This is a genomic window from Streptomyces sp. NPDC001604 (assembly GCF_042893475.1).
Taxonomy (GTDB): Bacteria; Actinomycetota; Actinomycetes; order Streptomycetales; family Streptomycetaceae; genus Streptomyces.
This window is the reverse complement of record NZ_JBIAUY010000028.1, coordinates 31,706-52,930: the sequence shown is the minus strand read 5'-3', so window position 1 is coordinate 52,930 and position 21,225 is coordinate 31,706. Positions and strand designations below refer to the sequence as shown.

Here is a 21,225-nt window from a genome sequence, read left to right as displayed (position 1 = left end):
GATGCTTACTGCACGTCGACGAAGTCGCCCGTGGCGTTGACCGCCGGGGTGGTCGAGGTGCCCGCGAAGGAGTAGCGGTAGTAGCCGTCGACCGTGGCGGTGGTCGTCGTCTTCAGGTCACCCGTGGTGCTCGTCTTGATGGTCTTCAGCGTGGTGTAGGTGCTGGAGCCCTTCTTGCGGAACTGCAGCTTCACCGGCTGGGTGCTGTAGCCGTGGTACTTGTTGTCCTCCCAGTTGGCGCGGGAGAGCTTGCCGACCACGGTGATGGTCTTGCCCTTCTTCACCGGCTCCGGTGAGGCGTTGACCGTCAGCCTGGAGTTGCGCTGGACGAGAGTGCTGCCGAGGTCGCCCTGCTCGGCGTATCCGACCTTGGTGATGTCGAAGGTGTCGCTGGTCGGGTCCTGCCCGTTGAAGGCGACGGCCAAGGCAGCGCCCTTCCACGTGCCCGCTTCCGAGTTGCTCAGTTCGCCCTCGCTCGGGTGGGCGGTGATGAGGCCCGTGCAGGTGGCGGTGGTGGCCGAGGTGGCGGTGCAGGTGGCCGGGTCGTCGCCGAACAGGGCGGGCGTGTCCAGGTTGTCGAAGTCGCCCCGGTAGATGAAGGGGGCGGTCAGGAAGTCGTCGGCTGTGATGTCGACATCTGCGCCGTGGGTCATGGTGTAGGTGACCTTGGTGGAGACGTCGGCGGTCGTGCCCACCTTGATCGCCTTGGCGATCTTGAAGTTGGAGAAGGTGGCGTCCAGCGGGTACGGCTGGGGCTCAGCGTCCGCGGACGAGCTGAACGCGGTCTTGCCGGAGGCCGCGTGGGCGGCCTGCAGAACCTTCGCGACGTCCGCCCGGAACGAGCCCGCGGAGTCTGCGGCGTGCGCGGCCGGCAGAGCGAAGGCGGAGATGGCCAGGGCGCCGGAGACGGCGGCCACGGTGGCACGTATGCGCATGTGTTCCCCAAGTGGAGAAAGTGATCGTGGAGCCTGTTGGCTCGCGTGATCAGATCCGTGGCGGTTGTGAAAAGTTGTACGGACGAAGGCGATTTTCGGCGGATATTGCAAATCCCTTGCCAAGATCGGAAACCGGCCGCCCCGGAGTTCCCTCCGGGGCGGGATACCGAAAGGTGCCGCCATGAGGTTCCTCGTCACCCGCTACGCCCGGGACGAGGACACACCGCAGTCGGTCACCGACGTCTCGTCGGTGGGCGCCGAAGCCTTCGCGAGGCTGCTGGAGGTTCCCGCGGCTCGGCTCACCGACGTGTATCCGCTTCAGCGGCAGCACGCGGACGGGTTCCAACGGCTGACCGGCGTCACCCTCGACCTGGAGAGCTTCGCGTACTTCCTCGAGGTGGAAGCGGACTGACGGGTCGTGCCCGTCAGTCGAACCACCGGTCCCGCGCCAGCTCCTCCGTCCGCGAAGGGTCCTCCAGCAGGGCCGCCACCTCGAAGCGCCGCGGCCACTGGCCTGCCGCCCAGGCGAGGCCGGCGGCGACGCCCTCCAGGGTGGCTGCGTGCAGGATCCCGTCCGTCGTGAGGCGCCAGTCCAGCTCCACGCCGTCGACGACGAGTTCCTCGTGTTCGACGTACGTGTCGGGCGTACCGGCGCCCAGCAGGACCCGTACCGAGTCCGGTACGTCGTGCTCCGTGCCCTCGGAGTCGACCGACCCCGTCACGGATTCGCTCAGGCGCCGCACCTGGAACAGTTCGGCCAGTTCGGCGGCCCGGGCCGGGCGTACCGGCAGGAGGGGCACGCCCTCGGTGAAGGGCAGCAGGTCCGGGGAGTCGACGACCACGGCGCCGGCGGCGTCCACGACCTCCACCCGGCCGTCGACCACGGCCCGCAGCTCGTCCGGCAGGGTCACCTGCTCCGGGTCGAGGTCGGCCAACGCACCGTAGAGGGCGTGCAGTTGGGCCGCCGTGACCGCACGCTCCGGGTCGGCGAGGCGGTCCAGGAGTTCCGCGGCGCCGCCCGGCTCGTCGAGCAGGGCCGACACCGACGTCCGTACGCCGAGCGCCCGCAGCACCTGCTCGTCGTCGAAGCCGGTCGCGTCGGCCTCGTCGTACAGGCCCCGCAGGAGGGGGTCGCCGCCGGAGGCCAGCAGGCCGGCGGGGCGGCGGCCGTCGAGGACCGGGTGGCCGCGCAGCCACCAGGCCGTGTAGGGCCGTACGACCTCGTGCGTGCCGTCGGGCAGCAGGATCCGCACCGGCTGGGTGAGGGCGTCGCGCAGGGGCGGCTGGGCGAGCAGGGCGAGGGCCTGCGGCCACTTGTCGTCGTCGACCAGGTCCAGGTCCCGTACGGCGACCAGTTCGGTGGCGACCGGCGGTACGGGGGTGTCCGGGAAGCGGTCGAGGACGTCCTCGCTCCACACGTCCACGGCGTCCAGCAGCCCCGCGTCGTCGGGTTCGGCGTAGTCGCCTTCGCGCGGCTCCAGTTCGTCGGGGTCGAGGACGACGTCGGTGGCCCGTACGAGGGCGAAGTTGGCGAGGACACCGCAGGCGGCCAGCGGTTGTTCGCCCCACTTCTCGGCCAGTTCGGCGTCCACGCCGGCGAGTTCGTCCGCCCGCATGACCTGGTGGAAGGGGCTGCCGGGGAGGACGAGTTCACCGGCGGGGGCGAGTTCGCCGTCCTCGTCGGGGAGGGCGAGGGCGCCGAGCCACGGTTCGTCGCCCGGTTCCAGACCGGCGTCCCGTACGAGCGCGAGCACCGTGTCGGCCAGTTCCTCCGCGTCGGGCACGTCCTGCTCCCAGTCGAGGCCGCCATCGTCGTCGAGGGAGGCGGCCACGGCGGCCCGTACCTGCGGGGTGGTGAGGACGGCGCGGGGTGTCGCCGGGAGGGCGCCGAGCTTCTCCAGGAGGGGGTGGGCCGCGTCCGGGTGGGCGACCTTCAGGCCGAGCCGGGCGAGCACCTCGGGGTCGATGCGGGCGGCGTCGGCGGTGGGCAGGAGCACCTGGCGCGGGCCGATGGTGGTACGGCCGTCGGCGAGCGGCACGGGCAGCCCGGAGAGACGGTCCGGGTCCACGCCGGCGAGGCTGTCGTAGAGCCGCCGCCACCAGCCGGGCTCCTTCTCAAGACCGGCGAGGCGGTCGATCGCGTCGGTGAGCGGGACGCGGGCGACGCCCAGGGTCCGCAGTTCCACGCGCCGTTCGAGCCCGGCGGGCAGCAGGGTCGGGAGCACCTCGGCGAGGACCTGCACCGTGTCGTGGCCCGCGCCCTCGACGATCTCGGCGTCGCGGGGGCGCAGGGACTCCGGGAGGTCGGAGTCGTGGTCGTGGTCGTGGTCCTGATCCTTGCCGGGTTCGGCTGCGGGCGGGAGAAACTCAGTCCGCGGGAGGCGTTCGAGGATCGCCTGGCGCAGTGCGCCGTCCAGCTCGCCCTTGCCCAGCGGGCCGGGGACGAGGTCGATGATGCCCCCGGTCACCGGGCGCCAGTCGGCGAGGAGTTCGGCGTACGCGTCCGCCGCGCGCTGCACGAGGAAGTCGGTGAGGGGGCCGGGTGCCGCGTGCCGGCGGGTGGTGTCGAGGGGGAAGGAGGCGATGAGCAGGGCGGGGACGCCGAGGGGCTCGTCGCTGGGGGTGGGGGCGTGGACGACGGCGCTGGTGCGCGGGCTGGCGGGGGAGCTGTCGGTGGCGTTCACGGGCACGGCCCAGGTGAGGGACCAGTGCGGACGGAGGCGTTCCTCGACGGGGCGGTCGGCAAGGAGGTCGGGGGTGAGGGGGCCGTGCGCGGAGGACGTACGCCAGTGGGTGGTGCCGCCCCGGGAGTCATCGACGACGGTGAAGGAGCCGTTGGTGCGGCGGCTGAGGGTGCGGGGGCTGTCGCCGTTGATCTCGACGACGACCTCTTCGAGGCCCGGGAGGGCGAGGAGGAGGGCGTCGTCCACGGCGCTCAGGAGGCGTTCGGCGAGGTCGGTGGCGGCGGCGTCGCGCAGCGGGAGGATGACGGCGGTGTCGTACGGGTCCGGGGCGGTGCCCTCGGCGGCGAAGGGGAGCCGCAGGAGCGGGACGTGGCCGTCCCGGCGGCGGATCTCGTCGCCCAGGCCGGGGCTGTGCCGTGCCGTGTCGGCGGCGAGTTCCCGGGCCTCGGCGAGGGACCAGCGGACGCCGCCGTGGCGGCCGACCAGGGCGGGTTCGTCGGTGACGGCGAGTACGGCGGCGAAGCCGACGCCGAAGCGGCCGACCGCCGTGTCGTGGGCGTCGCGTTTCGCGGAGGCGCGGAGGGTGGAGAGCGACTCGACACCCGTTGCGTCCAGGGGGGCGCCGGTGTTGGCGGCGACGAGGACGCCGTCGCGGAGGGTGAGGCGGAGGCGGCCGGGGACGGCTGCGCGGGCTGCGGCGTCGGCGGCGTTCTGGGCGAGCTCGACGACGAGGCGGTCGCGGTAGCCGCCGAGGACGAGGTCCTCCTCGGCGTTGGCGTCCTCGCGGAAGCGGGCGGGGCTGGTGGCCCAGGCGTCGAGTACGCCTCGCCTGAGGCGGGCGGTTCCGAAGGGGTCCGCGCCCTCGGGTGCAGGCCGCACGAACTTGCTCACGTTGGCTCTCCTCATCGGCCCTCATCGGCGTGAGCTCGAAGGTACCGCGAGTTGTTCTACGCCCCCGCCGCCCCTACCCGTCCCGTACCGGGGGCCGGCCCCCGGACCCCCGCTCCTCAAACGCCGGAGGGGCTGGATTCGGCTCAGCAGGTGCCCGCCGGGTTACGAGTGACCCAGGTCCGCCGCTTCGCCGTCGGAGACAGCCGGTACGGACCCGGAGTCCGCCGCCGGGCGGAGAGGGAACGGGTCCACCCGGGTCTCGTCGATCACCGGTGGGGCCGGCTGGGGCGGCTTCGGCATGACCGCGGCCTCCGAGTGGCCCCCGCAGCCGTAGGCCAAAGACACCACGTGGCCGTCGGCCGGGGAGAACTCGTTGGCGCAGACTCCGAAGGCCTGCCCCAGTGAACCGCCGATCGGCTGCAGGAAGCCGCAGCTCACACAGGACGCCGGTGCCGCCTGCGCCATCGGCGTCTTGGCGCCGTACGACTCCTCCCAGCGGTCCGCGGCCACATGCAGGCCGTAGCGGGACAGGACCCGCGCACGGCGCATGCCGAGTTCCTCGGCGACCGAGGCGATGGAGCCGCGGGAGGGGACGACGGGCAGGTTCGCCGGGGCGCCCGCGGTGACCTCGGCGTCCTCCGCCTCCACCAGCTCCGCCATCTCCTCGGAGACGGCCGCGCTCGGCACGGGCTCCTCCTCGCCGGAGTAGCCGGGCTCCAGGCGCAGGTCCTCGGCGTCGGTCGGGAGCAGATCGCCGGGGCCCAGGTCGCCGGGCCGCAGGCGTTCGCTCCACGGCACCCACTCCGGGGCGAGCAGCGCGTCCGGGCCGGGGAGGAGGACCACCTCGTCGAGCGTGACGATTTTGGCGCGGGAGGCCCTGGCGACCGTCACGGCCCAGCGCCAGCCGCGGTACCCGAGTTCCTTGCACTCGAAGAAGTGCGTGACAACGCGGTCGCCCTCGGACTCCAGCCCCACATGCTCGCCGACCACGCCTGGTGCGGCGGCCTCCTCGGCGGCGGCGCGGGCGAGGTCGACGGCCTCGGCGCACAGGCGGTCGGGGGTGCGGCTTCGCGTTGTCGCTGCGCTCACAGGTATCGCTTCTCTCCTACGCCGTCACTCGGGTGCGCCGGCCTGAAGGCGGTGGGTGCGGACGGAGCGGACCGGGGGACCGCGTCGACGTCCGCGCCCGATCGCACTCGGGCGCACCTCATGCATCCATTCTGCGGGATGTCCGAGAGGCGCGCGGCCGAGAACGTTCGCCACGACGCGCTACGCACGCTACCTTCTCCGGACCGCTCGGCCTACACCGACGGGAGGTTTCCCCCCGCCGGCCCGGCAACTATCTGGCATGCACCTGGGAAAAGCAGAGGAACTACGCGCCCATACGCGCGGTAACCGCACTACGCACAGGTTTCTCGGGGCACTATGACGGAGTGGCAGCCGCAAGGACGCCCCAAGGAACCACCAGGGTCGGTGGGACAAGGGGCAGCAGTCGTGGTGGCGGTTCGGGCCGGTTCGCCGGGTCCGTCCGCGCGGTCGGCCGTGCGCTGCACTTCCCGGTGACCGGAACGGCCCGCGGGATCAGGAGAGCCACGCATGCGCACGGCGCCGGTGAGTCGGGCCTCGGCAAGCTGATCGAACTGCACGCGGTCAACGGTGCCGGTGACGTCATGGTCACCGTCGCCCTCGCCTCCACCGTCTTCTTCTCCGTGCCGACCGACGAGGCGCGGGGGCGTGTCGCGCTCTACCTCGCCATCACCATGGCGCCCTTCACCGTCCTCGCCCCCGTCGTCGGCCCGCTCCTGGACCGGCTGCCGCACGGCCGCCGCGCCGCGATGGCGGGCTCGATGCTCGCCCGGGCGCTGCTGGCGCTGATCATCGCGGGGGCCGTGGCCGGCGGCGGCCTGGAGCTGTATCCGGCCGCGCTGGGCGTGCTGGTCGCGTCGAAGGCGTACGGAGTGGTCAGAAGCGCGGTCGTGCCCCGGCTGCTGCCGCCCAAGTTCTCCCTGGTGAAGGCGAACTCCCGGGTGACGCTCGGCGGTCTGCTCGCCACCGGTGTCGCGGCGCCGATCGGGGCGGGGCTGCATGCCATCGGTCCGCGCTGGCCGCTGTACGGCGCCTTCGTGATCTACATCTGGGGCATGTTCCTGTCCTTCTCCCTGGCGCCGAAGGTGGACTCGGCCAAGGGCGAGGACACGGCGCTGCTCGCGGCGGACGAGCAGCATCTGCACGGGCCGCACATCAAACCGGTGAAGAAGCCGGGCCTGAGGACCGTCGGTATCGCGGTCACCCACGCCCTCGGCGCCAACGCGGCCCTGCGCTGGCTGTCCGGGTTCCTGACCTTCTTCCTGGCCTTCCTGCTGCGCGAGCATCCGCTGACCGGCGAGAGCGCGGCGGTGTCGCTGGGCCTGGTGGCGGTCTCGGCGGGCGCGGGCAACGCGCTCGGTACGGCGGTCGGGGCGTGGCTGCGGCAGCGGGCGCCGGAGATCATCGTCGTGACGGTGCTGCCGATCGTGCTCGGCGTGGCGATCACGGCCGCGATCTTCTTCGGCGCGTTCCTGGTGGCGTGTCTCGCCGCGTTCGCCGGGTTCTCGCAGGCGCTGGCCAAGCTGGCGCTGGACGCGCTGATCCAGCGGGACGTGCCTGAGACGGTGCGTCCGTCGGCGTTCGCGCGTTCCGAGACCATGCTGCAGATGGCCTGGGTGCTGGGCGGCGCGATCGGCATCGTGATGCCGCTCAACGGCCCGGCGGGGCTCTCCCTGGCGGCCGCGGTGATCGCCCTGGGCTGGCTCACCACGGTCCGCGGGCTGCTCGGCTCGGCCCGGCACGGGGGCGCGGCGAAGCCTCGCGTGGCGTAACACACAGGCACGCCGCACCCCAGGTAAAGGGAGCGTCGGACCCGCCCTATAGCCTTCCGCCATGACCTCGATGCAATCCGCTGTGCGACGCCGCCGCGCCGTCGCCGCCGCCGGCGCCGTTTCCGCCGGACTGCTCGTCCTGTCGGCGTGCGACAAGCCGACGCCGCTGTCCACCATCACGGTCGGCCGCTCCTCCGTCAGCTCGGAGGCCACCTGCGGCGGCGAGGGCAAGTCCCTGCAGACCGCGGACCTGGCGAAGTGCCTGAAGGACAAGGACATCAAGTCCATCAAGGTCGACCCCGACGACACCGTCCGCTTCGGCGTCGACCCCAAGATCGCCGACAAGCGGTGGACGATCCTGATGAACGGTCAGCCCCTGACCGAGGACAGCGACAAGACCTACCGCACCATCCCGGGCAGCGTCTTCTTCAACGCCCAGTACGGCGCCCAGGGCAACTCCACCCTGGTCACCATCAAGGCGGGCGACGGCAAGAAGGCCGGCAGCACGGTCACCGGCCTGTGGTCCTTCAAGCTCAAGAAGAACGACTGACCCCGCCTGCCGAGCCCACCGGGTCCTTCGTGTCTTTGGTACGTGTCCTCGTGGCCACCGCGGTACCCGTCGAACGGGACGCGGTGGCCCGGGCGTTCACGGGCGAGGGCCACCTGGTGATCGCCGCCGGTGTGGGCCCGGCGCTCGCCGCGGCCTCCACCGCGACCGCCCTCACCACCGCCGCCCTGAGCGGCAGCCCCTATCACCTGGTGGTCTCCGCCGGAATCGCCGGCGGTTTCCAGCCCGAGGCCCCGCTCGGCTCCCTCGTGATCGCCGACGAGATCACCGCGGCCGACCTGGGCGCCGAGACCCCCGACGGCTTCGTCCCGGTGACGGAGCTCGGCTTCGGGACCGTCACCCATCGTCCGCCGGAAGCACTCGTACGAGACCTCGCGGCCGCGACCGGGGCGCCCACCGGCACCGTACTCACCGTCTCCACCGTGACCGGCACCGCCGAGCGCGCCGCCGCCCTGCGCGCCCGCCACCCCCGCGCCCTCGCCGAGGCCATGGAGGGCTTCGGGGTGGCCGAGGCGGCCGCCGCGCACGGTGTGCCGGTGCTGGAGATACGCACGGTCTCCAACCCGGTCGGCCCGCGCGACCGCGCCGCCTGGCGCATCGGCGATGCCCTCACGGCCCTGACGGAGGCCTTCGGGAAGCTTGCGCCCGTACTGGAGAGTTGGAACCAGCATGACCACTGAGCCCGTACACCCCGCACAGCCCCTGCAGATCGCGTACTCCCCCTGCCCGAACGACACCTTCGTCTTCGACGCCCTCGCCCACGGCCGCGTCCCCGGCGCGCCCGTGCTGGATGTGACCTTCGCGGACATCGACGTCACCAACGGCATGGCCGAGCGCGGCGAGTTCGACGTCCTGAAGGTGTCGTACGCCGTGCTGCCGTACGTCCTCGACGAGTACGCGCTGCTGCCGTGCGGGGGTGCGCTGGGCCGGGGCTGCGGGCCGCTGGTGCTCACCCGTGAGCCCGGGGACCTGGCGGGCCGTACCGTCGCCGTGCCGAGCGAGAAGTCGACGGCGTATCTGCTGTTCCGGCTGTGGGCGGCCGACACGGTGCCCGGCGGGGTCGGCGAGATCGTGGTCATGCCGTTCCACGAGATCATGCCGGCCGTGCGGGACGGGAAGGTCGACGCGGGGCTCGTCATCCACGAGGCGCGCTTCACGTACCAGAACTACGGCCTGCACAAGCTCGCCGACATGGGCGAGCACTGGGAGGACACCACCGGGCTGCCCATCCCGCTGGGCGCGATCATCGCGAAGCGGTCGCTGGGGGCGGAGGTGCTGACGGGGCTCGCCGAGTCGATCCGCTCGTCCGTACGCGCCGCCTGGGACGAGCCCGAGGTCTCCCGCCCGTACGTCATGGAACACGCCCAGGAGATGGACCCGGCCGTCGCCGACCAGCACATCGGCCTGTACGTCAACGAGTTCACCCACGACCTCGGCGTGGACGGCTACGCAGCCGTACGCGGACTGCTCACACGTGCGGCGGCCGAAGGCCTCCTGCCGGCACTCGGGCCCGAAGCCCTGTCGTTTCCCTGAGCAGCGACCGACGGCCGGAGGCCGGCGCAGCCGCCCGCAGCCCGCGAAGCGGTGCAAGGGCGGCAGAAAGAGGGGCCACGTGCGGCGGCCGAGGGGCTGGTGCCGCCCCTCGGCCCGGATGCGCTCGAATTCCCGTAGGGATACGGGAATTGTTGAGGGTTATACGTCCAGTTGGTCGGCGACCGCGCGCAGCAGGCCCGCGATCTTCTTGCCGGAAGCCCTGTCGGGGTAGCGGCCCTTCTCGAGCATCGGGGTGATGTTCTCCAGGAGGGTCGTCAGATCCTGCACGATGGAGGCCAGTTCGTCCGGCTTCTTGCGGGTGGCGGCCGCCACCGAGGGGGTCGGGTCCAGGACGGTGACCGAAAGTGCCTGGTCGCCGCGCTGGCCGGCGACCACACCGAACTCCACCCGCTGGCCCGGCTTGAGGCTCTCGACTCCGGCGGGGAGGACCGAGGAATGGACGAAGACGTCGCCGCCGTCGTCGCGGGAGAGAAAGCCGAAGCCCTTCTCGCTGTTGAACCACTTGACCTTGCCGGTAGGCACGTCTGTCCTCGTCCTCGTACTCGTCGGAAAACTGCTTCGGAAACGGCTCTTGATAGCACTCGGGCGGGTCGTCGCGGACCCGCCGGTACCAAGGCTAATGGTCTTCAGGCCGGTGACAAGACGTCGCCGGGTTGTTCCTTCGCGCAGGGAACTACCCTGGTCCGGTGCGTGACAAAACCCAAACGAATTCCGCCGAGCCCGGTGACCGACTGATCCGTGCCGGTGCCATCGTGTTCTTCCTCGGTGCCCTGGCCACACTCGTCACTGTGGCTCCGCTGTTCCTCCACGCGAAGCCATTTCCGACATACATGTTCGGACTGAGCATGCTCATGGGGGTCGGCTTCCTGATCGCCGGCGCCGGAGTGCTGCGGTCGATCGCGGCGGGCCGCCGTCAGGCGCGCGCCGGACGGTAGTCCGCGAGCCAGCCGGGGAACTCCGTGAGGTCCGCGAGGACGACGTCCGCCCCGGCCGTGCTCAGTTCCTCCGGGCTGCACGGCCCGGTCGCCACGGCCACCGACAGCGCGTCGGCCTTGCGCGCTCCGCGTACGTCGCCGATGTGGTCGCCGACGTAGATCCCGGCCCCGTGCTCGCGCAGCGCCTCCGCCTTCTGCTCGGCCCACAGGTCGCCGACGACCTCGTCGGGGTGGATGCCGAGGTGTTCCAGGTGCAGCTTGGCGTTCGGCTCGTACTTGGCCGTCACTACGACGGCGCGTCCGCCGGCCGCCTGTACGGCGGCGATGGCCTCACGGGCGCCGGGCAGCGCGGGGGTCGCGGCGATGGCGATGCTGGGGTACATCGAGCGGTACAGGTCGGCCATCTCCGCCAGCTGCTCCTGCGGGAACCAGTTGATGAGCTCCTCGGCGAGGGGCGGGCCCAGGCGGGTGATGGCCAGGTCGGCGTCGATGTACGTTCCCGTTCGCTCGGAGAGGGCGAGGTAGCAGGCGTGGATGCCTGGGCGGGAGTCGATGAGGGTCATGTCCAGGTCGAAGCCGACGGTGGGCGGCGGGGTTGTTTGGGCCATGTGGGTCATTGTGCCCAGTAGCTCGGTCCTACTCGTTGTGTGGCGGGCGCGGGTTCGTGGGGGCTTGTCGCGCCCACGCGGCGGAGCCGCAAATCGATACAGCCCCGCGCCCCTGAAAGCCGCTTCTGCGAGCGTCGAGCGATGAACCGCACCGTGCCGACGCCGCTCAAAGCCGCCTCTGTGAGCGCCAGGTGATGAAGAGGGCCGACAGGACGGCCGCGCCCCTCACCACCCACGGCCAGGTCTCCTGGAGCGCCTCGTTCATGTGGCCCTGCGGGATGGGGGTGCCCCAGCGGCCGGTGTTTCTGCCCCAGAGCCAGATGAGGCCGGCGGTGACGGCGAGGCCGGGCATGCCGATGACCGCCCACTTGGACTCGTTGCGGGTGAGGCGGCGGGAGGCGTAGGCGATGAGCCAGCCGAGCAGCAGGGCGAACCAGTTGCCGAGGATCGCGCCGACGACGAGCAGGCCGGCGGCGATCAGGAGAAGCGGGTTGCTCCAGCCGCCGGCGGGAAGCGTGAGACGGCGCCGCCGGGCGGGGGCCTCGGGTGCGGCCTCCTCGGCTTCCGGGGCCTGCTCCACGGCCGGTGGCGGCTCCTTCTCGAGTTCCTTCGGGCGTGGTGGCCTGAGCAGGTCCGGGATCTCCACGCCGCCGGTGAATCCGGGGACGCTTTCACCGAAGGGGGTGCTGTCGACCCGCCACCAGTCGGGCTGGGTGGCGCTGTTGCCGAGTTCCTCGGCGCTCGCCATGTGCGGCGGGGAGGGGGCGGTCGTCTCGGGCCGCGCCGGCTCCGCGGGGCGCGGGCGTGGTACGGCCCGGCGCAGGCTCTTCGGCAGGCGCCTGCTGTCGTCCGGTTCGTCGTCGCGCTGTACCGGCACCTGGGCGGGGGGCGACTCGGGTGCCGAGGCGGTGCCTCCCGCCGCGGCGACGACCTCGTCGGGGGTGCCGAGCCGGGAGAGGATGCGGCGGACCGCGGCGGGGCTGTCGACGGTGGCCTTCGCCCGGCGGCGGTCGATCTCGCCCCGCAGCTCCGAGACCAGGCGCATGCGTGCGGCGGACGGCAGTTGCCGCTGCTGCGCCACGTCGCCGACGCGGCTCAGATACTCGTAGACGACCTTGTCGCTCTCGATACCCACGAAGTCCCCTTTGGGGTGGGTGTGTTGGTTTTCCCGAGATGCTTCCCGTGGCGCTTCCCGTGGTGACGACGGTAGCGCAGGCCGCGGGTCACGTCGGTCGGCACACCAGCGGGTATCGGGTCTCCGAGCAGGGGCGGTTGCCGTACTGGCGCAGGACGTCCTTGCCGCCCTGGTCGGTGAGGTAGCGCAGGAAGGCGGCGGCGATGGAGTCGGCGGGCGGTTCGCCGTAGGTGTAGGCGTATTCGGTCTGCCAGTACGGGTAGGTGCCCTTCTCGACGCCGTCGAGGGTGGGCGGCATGTCGTCGATGCGGAGTTTGACGAGACGGCCGGAGGTCACGCTGCTGACCTCGCTGTAGCCGAGGGCGCCCGGGATGGTGGCCGTGCGGTCGAGCAGGTTGTCGGTGCTGTCGGCCTCGCAGACCCCGGGCTTGTTCCGGTCCAGGGCGGTGCAGTCGTTGACGTCGGCCTCGGGGACGGGCCTGCCCTTGAGGACGCGCTTCTCGAGGGCGTTGCGGGTGCCGGAGTTGCGGTAGCGGTCGACGAGGTGGACAGGGAGGTCGGCACCGCCCACCTCGGACCAGTTCGTGATCTTCCTGGCGTAGATGTCGCGGACCTGCTGCAGGGAGAGGTTGCGGACCTTGGCGTCCTCGTTGACGACGAGCGTGAACAGCGTGTACGCGATCGGGCGCGGCAGGATCTGCGGATGGTTGCCTTCCGCCGGGCCGTCGGTGAAGGCGATGTGGTCGCGGAGCCCCTCGTCGCCCGAGACCCCGGCGTCCGCGCCGGTCTTCTCCAGGGCGGCGACGCCGTTCCCGCTGCCCTGGAAGGTGCCACCGTCGACGGGGATCTTCGCGCCCTTGGCCGCGCACAGCTTCACGTACTCGTCGGCGGCGGCCTTCACCGCGGGTGCGAAGGCGGTGGAGCCGCCGAGGCGGAGGGTGCCGCCGACGCAGTCCAGCGGGGCGGGCTCGTCCCGTACGAACAGGGTCAGGCCCGCCTGGACCATGACGGCGAGGGCCAGCAGGACGATGCCGAACCAGGCCGGGCGGGACGCGAAGACATGGCTCTCGGTCCTGGCGACCTTGAACCGGAAGAACCGGAGCAGCGGGTCGGACCAGCGGCGGCGGCCACCGACGGCCCCGCGGAAGACGGGCTTCGGGAAGGGCTCGCGGCTCTGGTCGTCGGGCCAGCGCTCCAGCACCACGAGCACCTTGTACTCGGCCCGCACCGGGAGCTTCACCTTCGGCAGCCGGATGACGCCCTGCCGTTCGGGCAGGTGGTTGTCGTGGCCGAAGCCCGGGACGGCCTGGTTGTCCCGGATGAAGGCGTCGCGCAGTTCGTCCTGGCTCAGTTCGGTGACCACGAGCGCCACGACCTGGCGCTCCCGGAAGGTGACGCGTATGCCGCACGGGTCGCTGTCGGGGGTGAGGTAGTCGCCCTCCTCGATCGGGGCGGTGCCGGCGTTCTCGATCCGCAGCAGGACGAAGGAAGGATCCTTCAGGTGGTGGCCGTCCTGCTGCATGTCCCGCAGCACTCCGGCGTACGGCGACTGGGTGGCGTCCGCGGCGAGCGTGTCCATCTGTACGCGGTAGCCGAGCCGCTTGCGGCCGACGACGGCGAACTCCCACAGGAACGCGGCGAACGGGAAGCCGACGCTGATGAGAGCAACCCACTTGTCGAAGTCGAGGTTCACCCCGGGCCCCCAGTTCCCCCGTGTTCCGCCGAACGCCCAATCGCCCGCAGCCACCGTGCAGTTGACAGGGAGCCCAGGGTGACCAGTGGGTGCCGGGTGGGGCCAGGGTTGCCGCAATCGTCCTGCTGAAGTTCATCCGGAGGCCAACTGCGAAACGTTCCGTTAGCCGACTCAGCCCGTCCGGCGTTTGAGGACGAGGCCCCTCAAGGGCCGACGGGGGTCTGGGGGCGGAGCCCCCAGGGAGGCGGGCCCACCCGCTACCGTGGGTCGGATGAGCACCCCGGCCGCTCCGCGTTCGCTCGCAGAGGCACTGCGCAACAGGGACGACGCCTCCCTGGCGGCACTGCTGCGCGCCCGCCCCGACCTCATCACGCCCGTCCCCACCGACCTCACCCAGCTGGCGACCCGGGCCGGCACCCGTGCGTCGGTCGTGCGGGCGCTGGAGCGGCTGGACCGTTTCGCGCTGCAGACCGCCGAGGCGCTGGCGGTGGCCGCGGATCCGGCCGGGTACGAGGAACTGCTCGGGCTGATGAGCGGTGACGGGGGCGACCCGACGGTCGTGGCGGCGCTCCCGCGTGCTCTGGGCACCCTGCGTGAGCAGGCCCTGGTGTGGGGCGAGGACGACCGGCTGCGGCTGGTGCGGACGGCCCGTGAGCTGCTCGCACCGTCGCCGCAGCACCCGTCGCCGACGGGGCTCGGGCCCACGGTGCAGGAGGCGACGGCGGGTATGTCGCCGGGCCGGATCCAGGAGATCGTCACCGCGGTCGGGCTGCCCTCGACGCACGACTCCGTTTCCGCCGTGGCCTCGCTGACCGCCCTGTTCGGCGACCGCGCACGGATGACCGCGCTGCTGGCCGAGGCGCCGCCGGAGTCGCGGGAGGTGCTGGACCGCCTGGTGTGGGGGCCGCCGTACGGGCAGGTCACGGCCGATCCGGCGCCCCGGCTGCGCTGGCTCCTGGACCGCGGGCTGCTGCTGCCGACGGCGCCCGGGACCGTCGTACTCCCCCGTGAAGTGGCCCTGCATCTGCGCGGCGGCCGTGCGCACCGTGCCGTCGAGCCGCTGCCGCCCGCGCTGGAGGTGACGGCGACGCACCGTCCACAGGTTGTGGACGCGACGGCGGCCGGGCAGGCGTACACGGCGCTGGCGACCGTGGAGGAGCTGCTGAAGGACTGGGACGAGGGCGGACCCACGGTGCTGCGGGCGGGCGGTCTCAGCGTGCGCGACCTCAAGCGCACCGCGGTCGCCCTCGACGTGTCCGAGCCCGTCGCCGCCTTCTGGGTCGAGCTCGCGTACGCGGCCGGGCTGCTGGCCTCCGACGGGGAGGCCGACGAGCGGTACGCGGCGACCCCGGCCTACGACGAGTGGCTGGAGCTGCCGGCCGCCGAGCGCTGGACGCAGCTGGCGCAGGCGTGGCTGACGGCGACGCGGACGGCGGGCGTCGTCGGGGGGCGGGACGCGAAGGAACGCACCCTGTCGGCGCTGGGACCGGGCCTCGACCGCTCCGCGGCCCCGGAGGTACGGCACCGGGTGCTGAGCCTGCTGGCCGGACTGCCGGAGGGCGCCTCCCCGTCCGCCGAGTCCGTCCTGGCCCGGCTGCGCTGGGAGCGGCCCCTGCGCGGCCCCCAGCAGAGCGACGACCTGCGCGGACGGCTGGCGACCTGGGCGCTGTCGGAGGCGGAGATGCTGGGCGTGACGGGCCGGGGCGCGCTGTCGGCACACGGCAGGGCACTGCTCGGGGCGCCCGCGCCTTCACCCGCGCCGAAGGACGCCGAGCCCGCGCAGGAGGGCCCCGGCGACAAGCTCCCCGTCCACCACGTGCCGCTCGTCGTGGAACCCCTCTCCCCCGCCGAACAGGCCACCGCCTCCGCGGCGGCCGGCCGTCTCCTCGCACCTCTCCTCCCCGAGCCCCTGGACCACGTGCTGCTCCAGGCGGACCTGACGGCGGTCGCCCCCGGCCCGCTGAAGCGGCCGCTGGCCGACATGCTGGACGCACTGGCGGACGTGGAGTCGAAGGGCGGGGCCACGGTCTACCGCTTCACACCGGGTTCGGTACGGCGCGCCCTGGACGCCGGCCGCACGGCCACCGACCTGCACGCCTTCCTGAGCGCCCACTCGCGTACGCCGGTACCGCAGCCGCTGACGTATCTGATCGACGACGTGGCCCGCAAACACGGGCATCTGCGGGTGGGCGCGGCCTCGGCCTACGTCCGCTGCGACGACGACACGATGCTCAACGAGATCATGGCCGACAAGCGCGCCGCGGCCCTGCGGCTGCGCCGCCTCGCGCCCACCGTCCTCGCCACCCAGGCCGACCCGGCGGCCCTCCTGGAGGGGCTGCGCGCGATGGGCTTCGCACCGGCCGCCGAGTCGGCGGAGGGCGACGTCCTGATCACCCGCGCCGATGCCCACCGCACCCCGCCGCGCACCGCCCCCGAGCCGGTCCCGGACGGCCCGCCGACCCCCGACGCCACGCTCCTGGCGGCGGCGATCCGCGCGATCCGGGCCGGCGACCTGGCCTCCACGACCCCTCGCAAGCAGACCCCGTCGACGTCTCCGACCGGCGACCTCCCCCGCACCACCTCCGCCGAGACCCTCGCCACCATGCAGGCCGCCGTCCTCACCGGCGAGGCCCTGTGGATCGGCTACGTCAACGCCGAGGGCGCCGCCAGCCAGCGCGTCATCGCCCCGATCCGCGTCGAGGGCGGCTTCGTGACGGCCTACGACCACACGGCGGACGAGGTACGGACATATCCGCTGCACCGGATCACGGGCGTCGCCGAACTCGCGGACGACTGACCACGACCGGACTCGGCCGGCCGCAGTCCGTTACTGCCGTTTCACGACCACCCGTGATCATTCGCGGATGCGGCACACTGGACGTTTGGCAGTGGAAGGGAAGTGTGTAGGTGAACGGACCGCTGATCGTCCAGTCCGACAAGACCCTGCTCCTCGAGGTCGACCACGAGCAGGCCGACGAGTGCCGTCGGGCCATCGCGGCGTTCGCGGAGCTGGAGCGGGCGCCCGAGCACATCCACACCTACCGGGTGACGCCGCTGGGGCTGTGGAACGCGCGGGCGGCCGGGCACGACGCCGAGCAGGTCGTGGACGCGCTCGTGCAGTACAGCCGGTATCCCGTGCCGCACGCGCTGCTCGTGGACGTCGCGGACACCATGGACCGGTACGGGCGGCTGACCCTCAGCAAGCACCCCGCGCACGGGCTGGTGCTCACCACCACCGACCGGCCGGTGCTGGAGGAGATCCTGCGCTCGAAGCGGATCGCTCCGCTGGTCGGGGCACGGATCGACCCGGACACCGTGGCCGTGCATCCCTCCGAGCGAGGGCAGATCAAGCAGACGCTGCTGAAGCTGGGCTGGCCCGCCGAGGACCTCGCGGGATACGTCGACGGCGAGGCGCACCCGATCGAGCTGAACGAGGACGGCTGGGCGCTGCGCCCGTACCAGAAGCAGGCCGTGGAGAACTTCTGGCACGGCGGGAGCGGTGTCGTCGTGCTGCCGTGCGGGGCCGGGAAGACGCTGGTCGGCGCCGGGTCCATGGCGCAGGCGAAGTCGACGACCCTGATCCTCGTCACCAACACGGTCTCGGCGCGGCAGTGGAAGCACGAGCTGGTGAAGCGCACGAGTCTCACCGAGGACGAGATCGGTGAGTACAGCGGTACGCGCAAGGAGATCCGGCCGGTCACCATCGCCACGTACCAGGTGCTGACCACCAGGCGGAAGGGCGTCTACCCGCACCTGGAGCTCTTCGACTCCCGTGACTGGGGGCTGATCGTCTACGACGAGGTGCACCTGCTGCCCGCGCCGGTCTTCAAGTTCACGGCGGACCTGCAGGCGCGGCGGCGGCTGGGGCTGACCGCGACCCTCGTACGCGAGGACGGCCGTGAGTCGGACGTGTTCTCGCTGATCGGGCCCAAGCGGTTCGACGCCCCGTGGAAGGAGATCGAGGCGCAGGGCTACATCGCGCCCGCCGACTGCGTGGAGGTCCGGGTCAACCTCACCGACTCCGAGCGGCTCGCCTACGCCACCGCCGAGCAGGAGGAGAAGTACCGCTACTGCGCGACGACGGAGACCAAGCGCAAGGTCACCGAGGCGATCGTCCGCCGTTTCGCGGGCCAGCAGATCCTCGTCATCGGCCAGTACATCGACCAGCTCGACGAGCTGGGCGAGCACTTGAACGCGCCCGTCATCAAGGGCGAGACCTCCAACGCCCAGCGGGAGAAGCTCTTCGACGCCTTCCGGGAGGGCGAGATCAGCGTCCTCGTCGTCTCCAAGGTCGCGAACTTCTCCATCGACCTGCCGGAGGCGACGGTCGCCATCCAGGTGTCGGGCACCTTCGGCTCACGCCAGGAGGAGGCCCAGCGGCTCGGACGGGTGCTGCGCCCCAAGTCCGACGGCCACCAGGCGCACTTCTACTCGGTCGTCGCCCGCGACACCATCGACCAGGACTTCGCCGCCCACCGCCAGCGCTTCCTGGCGGAACAGGGCTACGCGTACCGGATCGTGGACGCGGACGAACTCCTGGCGGAGGGCTGAGCACAGCAAGTCCCCCGCACCGCCGGGTCAGTGGGCGGCGCCGTCACTTACGGCGTACGCCCGCTTCCTCGCCGTACTCGCCGAGGATGACCACGTCGAAGGCGGCGCCCGCGAACACCTTCAGGGCGCGCAGGGCGTCGCCGAGGCGGTGGCGGTGGCTGCCGAGGACGGGAGTGGCGCCGGGCGGGCCCGGTCGGCCGGGGCCTGGGGTGATGGTTGCTGCGCTCATGTATCCATGGTGGATCGGCAGCCATAAAGGGAGCATCGGCCTGCGGACCGAACCTCCTTCGCCGCCGCGTACGACTCCGGTCGGGGCCCTCCCTCCCTGGTATGACGGGGACATCCCCTAGGGGGCCCTGAGGCAGGGGCCCCTGAGAGGGAGGGCTGACGGGTGGGCAGGGCGTGGAAAAACCGTTGGCCGCCATCTCCCCCGTTCACCTAGAATCTCCGCTCTTGCCCGCCTCCCTCCACGGAGCGCCGCCGTCCGGACGGAAACCGGCCGGCACCTCGCAGCCCCAGCCCGCAGCACCTTCGGAGGCACCGCCTTGTCCACGCCCGTCGACGACCCCGCCCCTCTCGACGACCCCCTCTCCCGCGAGCGTGCCCACCTCGCCGAGTCCCGTGCCGCCCTGCGCGCCATGCGCGAGGACGTCGAGTCGCTCGACATCAGCGACGTCACCGCGAACTGGGTGAACGCCGAGGTCCTGGCCCGCCAGATCGACGAGCGCATCAAGGCGCTGGCCGACCTCAGCGACACCCCGCTGTTCTTCGGCCGCCTCGACTACCTGCACTCCCCGGGCGCAGACCAGGCCGAGGGCGCGGAGGGCGAGCGGTTCTACATCGGGCGCCGCCACGTGCACGACCACGACGGCGACCCCATGGTCATCGACTGGCGGGCGCCGGTCTCCCAGCCGTTCTACCGGGCATCCAAGAAGGATCCGCTGGACATCGCGCTGCGCCGCCGCTTCGGGTACACCCGCGGCGACATCACCGCTTACGAGGACGAGCATCTCTCCGACCCGGCCGAGGCTGCCCGCACGAGCAAGCTGCTCCAGCAGGAGATCGAGCGCCCGCGTGTGGGCCCGATGCGGGACATCGTGGCGACCATCCAGCCCGAGCAGGACGAGATCGTCAGGTCCGGGCTGGGCGGCACGGTGTGCGTGCAGGGAGGTCCCGGGACCGGGAAGACAGCCGTCGGCCTGCACCGCGTCGCGTATCTGCTCTACGCCCACCGTGAGCGGCTCGCCCGCACCGGCACGCTCGTCATCGGGCCGAACCGGTCCTTCCTGCACTACATCGAGCAGGTCCTGCCCGCGCTCGGCGAGTTGACGGTCCAGCAGGCCACCGTGGACGACCTGGTGGCGGGCGGCATCGAGATCCGGGGCACCGACGACGCGACGGCCGCGGTCATCAAGGGCGACGCGAGGATGGCGGAGGTGCTGCGGCGGGCCGTCCACTCCCACGTCACCATGCCGACCGAGCCGCTCGTCGTCGTGCGCGGCTCACGCCGCTGGCGGGTGCCGGCATACGAACTGGAGGACATCGTCCGGGAGTTGCGCGACCGCGGCATCCGCTACGGCGCCGCCCGCGAGGCCCTCCCGCAGCGCATCGCGCACGCCGTCCTGGTGCAGATGGAGCGGTCGGGCGAGGCGCCGGACGACCGGGTGCAGGACGCGGTGGCCCGCAACGCGGCGGTCAAGGCGGCCGTCAAACAGATGTGGCCGCCGGTGGACCCGGCGAAACTGGTGCTGCGCCTGCTCACGGACGCGGACTTCCTCGCCGTACACGCGGACGGAGTCCTGGACGAGGACGAGCAGAAGACGATCCTCTGGTCGAAGCCGGTCCGCAGTGTGAAGTCCGCCAAGTGGTCCGCGGCGGACGCCGTGTTGATCGACGAGACCACGGATCTCGTGCAGCGCACGCACTCGCTCGGGCATGTGGTCCTGGACGAGGCGCAGGACCTCTCCCCCATGCAGTACCGCGCGGTCGGCCGCCGCTGCACCACCGGATCGGCGACCGTCCTCGGCGACCTGGCGCAGGGCACCACGCCCTGGGCGACGCGGAGTTGGGAGGAGGCGCTCGCCCACCTCGGCAAGCCGGACGGCGTGATCGAGGAGCTGACGGCCGGTTTCCGTGTCCCGACGGACGTCATCACCTACGCCTCCCGGCTGCTGCCGCACATCGCCCCCGGTCTCACACCGGTCGCCTCGGTCCGCGAGAACCCGGGCTTCTTCGCCCTCCGCCCGATCGAGAACACCTCCGAAGTGGTCGCCGCCTGCGAGGAGTTGCTCCGCAACGAGGGCTCGACCGGCCTGATCGCGGCAGACGCCCGCGTCCCGGCGCTGGCGGAGGCTCTGACGGCGGCCGGGATCGGCTACCTGGCCCCCGGTGAGGAGACGACGGCCGAGACCCGCCTCACCCTGGTCCCGGCGTCCCTCGCGAAGGGCCTGGAGTACGACTACGTGGTCCTGGACGAGCCGCAGGCGGTGGTCGACGGCGAGCCCGACGAACGGACCGGCCTGCGCCGCCTGTACGTGGCGCTGACCCGCGCGGTGTCCGGACTGATCGTGACGCATGCGGCCCCGCTGCCGCCGCAGCTGGCCGGGTAGGGTGCTGCCCGCTGTGTCATGTCCCCCCGGAAAGGCCCCCGTTGAGCACGCCGCCACCCTCGCACCCTGCCCACCAGCCGCTTCCGGGGCCGTATCAGCATCCTTCCGAGCCGTACCAGCATCCTTCCGGGCCGTACCAGCACTCCTCCGGGCCGTATCAGCAGGCGCCGGTCCCAGGCCCGTACGCGCAGCCCTCGGGGGCGT

Annotated in this window: 17 protein-coding genes; 9 read left to right on the top strand and 8 right to left on the bottom strand. The window is 72.1% G+C overall.

The features are described 5' to 3' along the window. Positions 1-5 precede the first annotated feature (5 nt). Complete coding sequence (locus ACFY1E_RS44805; RefSeq protein WP_389087533.1) at positions 6-935, bottom strand: hypothetical protein; 930 nt, start codon at positions 933-935, stop codon at positions 6-8. A 181-nt stretch (positions 936-1,116) separates the two neighbouring features. Here ACFY1E_RS44805 and ACFY1E_RS44800 point away from each other — a divergent pair, with 181 nt between their 5' ends. Next, positions 1,117-1,347 carry a hypothetical protein gene (locus ACFY1E_RS44800; RefSeq protein ID WP_389087531.1) on the top strand — a complete coding sequence of 77 codons (231 nt, stop codon included), beginning with the start codon at positions 1,117-1,119 and terminating at the stop codon, positions 1,345-1,347. Between the two features lie 13 nt (positions 1,348-1,360). On the opposite strand, the gene ACFY1E_RS44795 is transcribed toward ACFY1E_RS44800, so the two are convergent. Then, entirely contained in the window at positions 1,361-4,510 is a 3,150-nt protein-coding gene (locus ACFY1E_RS44795) for a sacsin N-terminal ATP-binding-like domain-containing protein (protein ID WP_389087528.1), read from the bottom strand. Positions 4,511-4,672: 162 nt separating this feature from the next. Further along, a complete protein-coding gene (locus ACFY1E_RS44790; protein ID WP_389087526.1) occupies positions 4,673-5,599 on the bottom strand; it encodes a DUF3027 domain-containing protein in 927 nt (308 codons plus the stop codon). 344 nt (positions 5,600-5,943) lie between these two features. Between ACFY1E_RS44790 and ACFY1E_RS44785 the strand changes: the two genes are divergently transcribed. The 4 genes from ACFY1E_RS44785 to ACFY1E_RS44770 all read left to right on the top strand — a co-directional run bounded on the left by ACFY1E_RS44785 (position 5,944) and on the right by ACFY1E_RS44770 (position 9,469). Further along, a complete protein-coding gene (locus ACFY1E_RS44785; protein WP_389087524.1) occupies positions 5,944-7,368 on the top strand; it encodes an MFS transporter in 1,425 nt (474 codons plus the stop codon). Positions 7,369-7,429: 61 nt separating this feature from the next. Continuing rightward, positions 7,430-7,918: a DUF2771 domain-containing protein gene (locus tag ACFY1E_RS44780; RefSeq protein ID WP_389087521.1), complete on the top strand. Its 489-nt coding sequence runs from the start codon at positions 7,430-7,432 to the stop codon at positions 7,916-7,918. Between the two features lie 29 nt (positions 7,919-7,947). Beyond that, positions 7,948-8,616: a futalosine hydrolase gene (locus tag ACFY1E_RS44775; protein WP_389087519.1), complete on the top strand. Its 669-nt coding sequence runs from the start codon at positions 7,948-7,950 to the stop codon at positions 8,614-8,616. Continuing rightward, on the top strand, positions 8,606-9,469 hold the full coding sequence (locus ACFY1E_RS44770) for a 1,4-dihydroxy-6-naphthoate synthase (protein WP_389087516.1): 864 nt from the start codon (positions 8,606-8,608) through the stop codon (positions 9,467-9,469). The genes ACFY1E_RS44775 and ACFY1E_RS44770 overlap by 11 nt, the downstream gene beginning before the upstream one ends. Before the next feature lie 159 nt (positions 9,470-9,628). On the opposite strand, the gene ACFY1E_RS44765 is transcribed toward ACFY1E_RS44770, so the two are convergent. Next, positions 9,629-10,012 (bottom strand): cold-shock protein, encoded by a 384-nt coding sequence (locus ACFY1E_RS44765; RefSeq protein WP_351478168.1) that lies wholly within the window; start codon positions 10,010-10,012, stop codon positions 9,629-9,631. A gap of 164 nt (positions 10,013-10,176) precedes the next feature. On the opposite strand from ACFY1E_RS44765, the gene ACFY1E_RS44760 reads away from it, so the two are divergent. Next, complete coding sequence (locus ACFY1E_RS44760) at positions 10,177-10,425, top strand: hypothetical protein (RefSeq protein WP_030941140.1); 249 nt, start codon at positions 10,177-10,179, stop codon at positions 10,423-10,425. Here the strand turns inward: ACFY1E_RS44760 and ACFY1E_RS44755 are convergent. From ACFY1E_RS44755 to ACFY1E_RS44745, 3 genes are all read right to left on the bottom strand, one after another. Continuing rightward, positions 10,404-11,042 carry an HAD family hydrolase gene (locus tag ACFY1E_RS44755; protein ID WP_389087513.1) on the bottom strand — a complete coding sequence of 213 codons (639 nt, stop codon included), beginning with the start codon at positions 11,040-11,042 and terminating at the stop codon, positions 10,404-10,406. The genes ACFY1E_RS44760 and ACFY1E_RS44755 overlap by 22 nt on opposite strands. Before the next feature lie 157 nt (positions 11,043-11,199). Continuing rightward, positions 11,200-12,168 carry a hypothetical protein gene (locus ACFY1E_RS44750; RefSeq protein WP_389087510.1) on the bottom strand — a complete coding sequence of 323 codons (969 nt, stop codon included), beginning with the start codon at positions 12,166-12,168 and terminating at the stop codon, positions 11,200-11,202. Positions 12,169-12,256: 88 nt separating this feature from the next. Next, entirely contained in the window at positions 12,257-13,861 is a 1,605-nt protein-coding gene (locus ACFY1E_RS44745; protein ID WP_389087508.1) for a PstS family phosphate ABC transporter substrate-binding protein, read from the bottom strand. A gap of 271 nt (positions 13,862-14,132) precedes the next feature. Here ACFY1E_RS44745 and ACFY1E_RS44740 point away from each other — a divergent pair, with 271 nt between their 5' ends. Then, positions 14,133-16,658: a helicase-associated domain-containing protein gene (locus ACFY1E_RS44740; RefSeq protein WP_389087506.1), complete on the top strand. Its 2,526-nt coding sequence runs from the start codon at positions 14,133-14,135 to the stop codon at positions 16,656-16,658. Positions 16,659-16,768: 110 nt separating this feature from the next. After that, positions 16,769-18,412, top strand: a complete 1,644-nt coding sequence (locus tag ACFY1E_RS44735) for a DNA repair helicase XPB (protein WP_389087503.1) — start codon at positions 16,769-16,771, stop codon at positions 18,410-18,412. 43 nt (positions 18,413-18,455) lie between these two features. Here ACFY1E_RS44735 and ACFY1E_RS44730 read toward each other — a convergent pair whose 3' ends face one another. Next, positions 18,456-18,641, bottom strand: a complete 186-nt coding sequence (locus tag ACFY1E_RS44730; protein ID WP_181922421.1) for a hypothetical protein — start codon at positions 18,639-18,641, stop codon at positions 18,456-18,458. A gap of 316 nt (positions 18,642-18,957) precedes the next feature. Here ACFY1E_RS44730 and ACFY1E_RS44725 point away from each other — a divergent pair, with 316 nt between their 5' ends. Beyond that, a complete protein-coding gene (locus ACFY1E_RS44725) occupies positions 18,958-21,021 on the top strand; it encodes a HelD family protein (RefSeq protein ID WP_389087501.1) in 2,064 nt (687 codons plus the stop codon). Positions 21,022-21,225: the final 204 nt, after the last annotated feature.

What these genes read in the sequence shown, in the direction of transcription:
- ACFY1E_RS44805 (WP_389087533.1), bottom strand. Translation starts at nt 935, where the DNA reads ATGCGCATACGTGCCACCGTGGCCGCCGTCTCCGGCGCCCTGGCCATC.
- ACFY1E_RS44800 (WP_389087531.1), top strand. Translation starts at nt 1,117, where the DNA reads ATGAGGTTCCTCGTCACCCGCTACGCCCGGGACGAGGACACACCGCAG.
- ACFY1E_RS44780 (WP_389087521.1), top strand. Translation starts at nt 7,430, where the DNA reads ATGACCTCGATGCAATCCGCTGTGCGACGCCGCCGCGCCGTCGCCGCC.
- ACFY1E_RS44770 (WP_389087516.1), top strand. Translation starts at nt 8,606, where the DNA reads ATGACCACTGAGCCCGTACACCCCGCACAGCCCCTGCAGATCGCGTAC.
- ACFY1E_RS44755 (WP_389087513.1), bottom strand. Translation starts at nt 11,042, where the DNA reads ATGACCCACATGGCCCAAACAACCCCGCCGCCCACCGTCGGCTTCGAC.
- ACFY1E_RS44740 (WP_389087506.1), top strand. Translation starts at nt 14,133, where the DNA reads ATGAGCACCCCGGCCGCTCCGCGTTCGCTCGCAGAGGCACTGCGCAAC.
- ACFY1E_RS44730 (WP_181922421.1), bottom strand. Translation starts at nt 18,641, where the DNA reads ATGAGCGCAGCAACCATCACCCCAGGCCCCGGCCGACCGGGCCCGCCC.